This window comes from Leptolyngbya sp. CCY15150 (assembly GCF_016888135.1).
In the GTDB taxonomy this organism is placed as follows: Bacteria; Cyanobacteriota; Cyanobacteriia; order RECH01; family RECH01; genus RECH01.
Genome location: NZ_JACSWB010000238.1, coordinates 1 through 4205 on the forward strand (window position 1 = coordinate 1; position 4205 = coordinate 4205).

Annotated in this window: 6 protein-coding genes and 5 pseudogenes; all 11 read left to right on the plus strand. The window is 49.9% G+C overall.

Going from position 1 to position 4205, the window contains the following annotated elements; genetic code table 11:
• Positions 1-144 (plus strand): annotated as a pseudogene (locus JUJ53_RS25555) (MarR family transcriptional regulator); the annotation flags it as partial.
• 164 nt (positions 145-308) lie between these two features.
• Entirely contained in the window at positions 309-458 is a 150-nt protein-coding gene (locus JUJ53_RS18175) for a hypothetical protein (RefSeq protein ID WP_204153458.1), read from the plus strand.
• Positions 458-748 (plus strand): nucleotidyltransferase family protein, encoded by a 291-nt coding sequence (locus tag JUJ53_RS18180; protein WP_204153459.1) that lies wholly within the window; start codon positions 458-460, stop codon positions 746-748. The genes JUJ53_RS18175 and JUJ53_RS18180 overlap by 1 nt, the downstream gene beginning before the upstream one ends.
• On the plus strand, positions 738-977 hold the full coding sequence (locus tag JUJ53_RS18185) for a hypothetical protein (protein WP_239125184.1): 240 nt from the start codon (positions 738-740) through the stop codon (positions 975-977). The genes JUJ53_RS18180 and JUJ53_RS18185 overlap by 11 nt, the downstream gene beginning before the upstream one ends.
• On the plus strand, positions 955-1089 hold the full coding sequence (locus tag JUJ53_RS25560) for a HepT-like ribonuclease domain-containing protein (protein WP_343327987.1): 135 nt from the start codon (positions 955-957) through the stop codon (positions 1087-1089). The genes JUJ53_RS18185 and JUJ53_RS25560 overlap by 23 nt, the downstream gene beginning before the upstream one ends.
• A gap of 44 nt (positions 1090-1133) precedes the next feature.
• Positions 1134-1289 (plus strand): annotated as a pseudogene (locus JUJ53_RS18190) (SAM-dependent methyltransferase); the annotation flags it as partial.
• A gap of 130 nt (positions 1290-1419) precedes the next feature.
• On the plus strand, positions 1420-1671 hold the full coding sequence (locus tag JUJ53_RS18195; protein ID WP_204153460.1) for a hypothetical protein: 252 nt from the start codon (positions 1420-1422) through the stop codon (positions 1669-1671).
• A pseudogene (locus JUJ53_RS25565) lies at positions 1668-2091 on the plus strand (type II toxin-antitoxin system VapC family toxin). The gene JUJ53_RS18195 and the pseudogene JUJ53_RS25565 overlap by 4 nt, the downstream one beginning before the upstream one ends.
• 214 nt (positions 2092-2305) lie before the next feature.
• Positions 2306-2539: pseudogene (locus tag JUJ53_RS25570) on the plus strand (transposase); the annotation flags it as partial.
• Between the two features lie 207 nt (positions 2540-2746).
• Positions 2747-3805, plus strand: coding sequence for a TIGR03032 family protein (locus tag JUJ53_RS18210; RefSeq protein WP_204153463.1), 1059 nt, complete (start codon positions 2747-2749; stop codon positions 3803-3805).
• A gap of 249 nt (positions 3806-4054) precedes the next feature.
• Positions 4055-4205, plus strand: a pseudogene (locus tag JUJ53_RS25575) (FG-GAP repeat protein); the annotation flags it as partial.

The window sequence follows — 4205 nt, forward strand, 5'->3', positions numbered from 1 at the left end:
GTTCTACCCGACCATTTTTGCCGTACTAAGGGATTAATGGCAAACCTCTCGTCTACAGAAAAGAAGACATTCATTAAATTACTTGATAAGTTGAGATCGGGTACACCAGCGTTGTCTGATCGAGGTTCTGATACAAGTGTTTGAGCTGTTCATTGACTGTCTCAATGAACAGCTCAAACCGCTAACCCGTCATGGAGGGGATAGAATCGCACAGGTCTAAGTTTGATGGCATCTTGCTTTTATTGCTGTTGCAACCTAGGGAGCATCAGACATACGCTTAGGGGACTCTTGTATGAGTATAAGCCGGTATGCCCACAGCGAAGAACGCTAAAACCCAAAACAACGATTCGCTGGAGCAGAAGCTCTGGAAAGCAACGGACAAGCTGCGGAAGAACATTGATGCTGCTGAATATAAGCACTTAGCTAAGGTAGGCTTTGATTTGGAGGGGATGACTTGATGGAGAAGCAACTGGTTCTTGATAAACTGAGTGCTCACAAGGATCGCCTTGATGAATTCGCAGTTAAGGCGCTGTTTCTGTTTGGCTCTGTGGCACAGGATGAAGCGACGGCAAACAGTGATGTAGATTTTTTAGTGGAGTTCACCCGCCCGGTGGGATTATTTACCTTGCTGGGGCTGAAGGGGTATTTGGAGGAGCTTTTGGGTTGTTCGGTGGATGTGGGCACCCCTAGTTCACTGCGCCCCCATCTGCGGGAAACGGTGTTAAAGGAGGCTATTCGTGCAGTCTAGGGAGTTTGAACTGCGGGTGCGGGATATGCTAACCGAGATTGCTGTGGTGGTGGAAACCATCACAGGCTTAACCATTGAGGCATTTTCTCAACATCGGCAAGCATGGCGAGCCGTGCTTTACAGTTTGGCCGTGATTGGAGAAGCGGTGGCCAGTGCGATCGCTGAGTTCGACAGATCCGGAGACCCCATGGCACCAGATTCGAGGAATGCGAAATGCCGTCATTCATGAGTATTTTCGGGTGGATGTGGAGACGGTATGGCAAACCACTCAGTTAGATCTGCCTATCCTAAAGGCGGCTTTACAGCAGATTTTGGATCGACTAGAAGCAGAGAGGACTTGAGGTCGACGTTGGCGATCGCGGGCACCTATCACCAGTGGAAGCGTGACATTGAGAAGCATAATTTTGTGCTGACGCCAGGGCGCTATGGGGGCATTCCCGAGGAGGAGGATGACGGGGTGCCGTTTGAGGAGAAGATGGCGGCGTTGGCAGAGCAGATGAGGGAGGCCGCAAAACTGGATCAGGAGATTAAGATTCAATGAGCCAAGGTGGGCTTTGATTTGGAGGGGATGACGTGATGGAGAAGCAACTGGTTCTCGATAACCTGAACGCTCACCATAAAGGGGGTTAGACGCTAGGACGAGACTGTCGATTTGATAGGAAGGTGGAACCATGACGTTACAGGAAATTCTTCAGGCTGTTGATGAGTTGTCGGTAGATGAGCAGACGTCACTTTTGAATGCGCTCCAGATGAAACTGTCAAAAAACACTCAGCAAGACCAGATCGATGAAAATCGTGGTGAACAGTTCTGGCAAGGGATTCTACATTTCAGGGCAGCCCTTGAGAGAGAAGGTATTGAGTTTACTGACAAGGACTTTGCTAATCTCAGAGATCGCAGTCCGGGGCGGGAGATCGAGCTGTGACAATTCGATTTTTACTCAACTCTAACATTCTCTCTGAGCCATGCCGTCCCGTACCCAATGAGAACGTTTTGAGCAAGCTAACGCAACATAAAGCTGAGGTAGGGGTAGCAAGCGTAGTGGTATGAAATCCTTTACGGCTGTTGGCGTTTGCCTTCCTCTAAACGGCAGGACTATCTCTGGAAATATAGTCAAGAGTCGGTGTTGATTTTGCCTGTTTTTGACGATGACCTGAACGCGGCACGCTGGCACGCGGAAAAACGGGCAAGACTATCCAAGATTGGCAAAACACCTGCGTTTGTTGATGGTCAAATTGCCAGCATTGCTGTTTGCAATGGGTTGAGACTGGTGACTCGTAATGTTGCAGATTTTCAGGACTTTGGGGATCTGATGATTGTGAACTGGTTTGAAGAGGAACGTTGATACTGGCGAAGTTGGCGGCGCAGAAAGGCGGGCCTGGATCAGGAGATCAAGGCCAGACCTTCAGATGAAGACCTCTCTGAGCAAGATCAACAGGACTGACGCAAGGCAAGCTTTATCCTTATCGTTATTTGCGCGGTGATAAACGGAATGTGTCGCCACAAACGACGTAACTCAAACCTTGACGAAGGGGGCACAAGAGGTGTCTTGCGTCCGTTGGACGATTGAGGAGTTTCACCGCAAACTCAAGCAGGTGACCGGGGTAGAGGCCCAGTGCCGCAAAGCGCGAATTCAACGCAATCACATTGCTTGTGCATTCCTCGTCTCGACACGCTTGAAGACGATGGCTTACCAACGGGGGCAAACGATTTATCAAATCAAGCATGGTCTGTTGTCCAACTATTTGATAACGCAACTCAAGCAACTGGCGATCTCCATCGTTCTTGCGTAAGTCCTGATTTTTAATTCAGTAAATCCACTGATGTTTTTACTCTAGATTAAGTAAACTTGCCAACTAGAGTGAGTAAAGACTATCATTAAACGGTATCAATTCTTACGTTAATTTGAATTGATTGTGCCCCTCTCCTCTACTTATGGGATTGATGCCACAGCGCTGCGACGGCTAATTGTTTTGTTTATTATTGAGGATTGGTTAAGCATAGTGGGAGATCATTCGTCCCGTCCGGATAGCTTGGAATTGAGTGGCTCACGACAACTGACATCATGGCTATTAGAGCAAAATCTGAGCCTAGCCTTTACCACCTATCAAGCCGGAAAGGTATTTTGGATTGGGTTGCAGCCCAATGGTCAGCTATCGGTATTTGAACGCACGTTTGAGCGCTGCATGGGGCTGACAGTACATGGAAATAGCCTGTACCTGAGTACGCTCTATCAACTGTGGCGCTTTGAGAATAGCCTCAGCCCAGGCCAAGACTATCAGGGCTATGATGCGGTCTATGTGCCGCAAATGTCTTACATTACGGGCGATCTGGATATTCATGATGTGGTGATGGCGGAGGGCAATCCTCGGCCAATTTTTGTCAATACGCTGTTTAGCTGCTTGGCGACCGTCAGTGACACCCATAGCTTTGTGCCGCTGTGGCATCCGCCGTTTATTAGCAAATTAGCCGCCGAAGATCGCTGTCACTTGAATGGATTAGCGATGCGAGACGGGCAACCGCGCTATGTCACCGCCGTGAGCCAGAGTGATGTAGCCGATGGCTGGCGTGACCATCGCAGCGGCGGGGGTTGTGTCATAGATATAGAGAGCAATGAAATCATCGCAACTGGGTTATCGATGCCGCATTCGCCGCGCTGGTATCGCGATCGCCTTTGGTTGCTGAACTCTGGAACGGGCGAGTTTGGCTACATCGATACTGCGACCGGTCAGTTTGAAGCGGTAACTTTTTGCCCTGGTTATCTGCGCGGCTTGGCCTTTGCTGGAGACTTTGCCATTGTGGGTCTCTCCGAACCCCGGCACAACAAAAGCTTTCAAGGGTTGCCGTTAGACGCGGCATTGGCAGAAAAGAGAGCCGTACCGCGCTGTGGCATCGGCGTGATTGATCTGCGCAGTGGCGACCTGGTGCATTCGCTGCGCATCGACGGCGTGGTTTCAGAACTGTATGACGTGGTGACAATTCCGGGAGTGCGGTCTCCCATGGCGATCGGCTTTCGTTCTGATGAAATTCGTCGAGTGATTTCGATGGGGGATGGGTAACGGGAAAAAGGTTACTCGTTCACAGAGTTAGAAAAACGTCCTAGCCGTTCCGCAGCCACAGGATCGGCGTCTAGCTCCGTGGGTTTGCTTTGTGTCTTTCATATCACTTATTTGAGCGATCGCCCTTGATGACCCAAAGGCGATCGCTCAAATACCATCCATCCTCTGACCATGGGCGCTCAGGCAACCTATCAGCTTCAGGGTATCGGGATGGATGAACCGTAAACCCCATTTAAGGAATCTAAATCCATGAGCTTCGACTCTATTTTGAACCTTTCCAGCCTCGATGGCAGCAACGGCTTTCGCCTCGATGGCGCAGCAGCATTTGACCGTTCCGGTAATTCGGTGAGCAGTGCCGGGGATGTCAACGGTGATGGCTTTGATGACCTAATTATTGGCG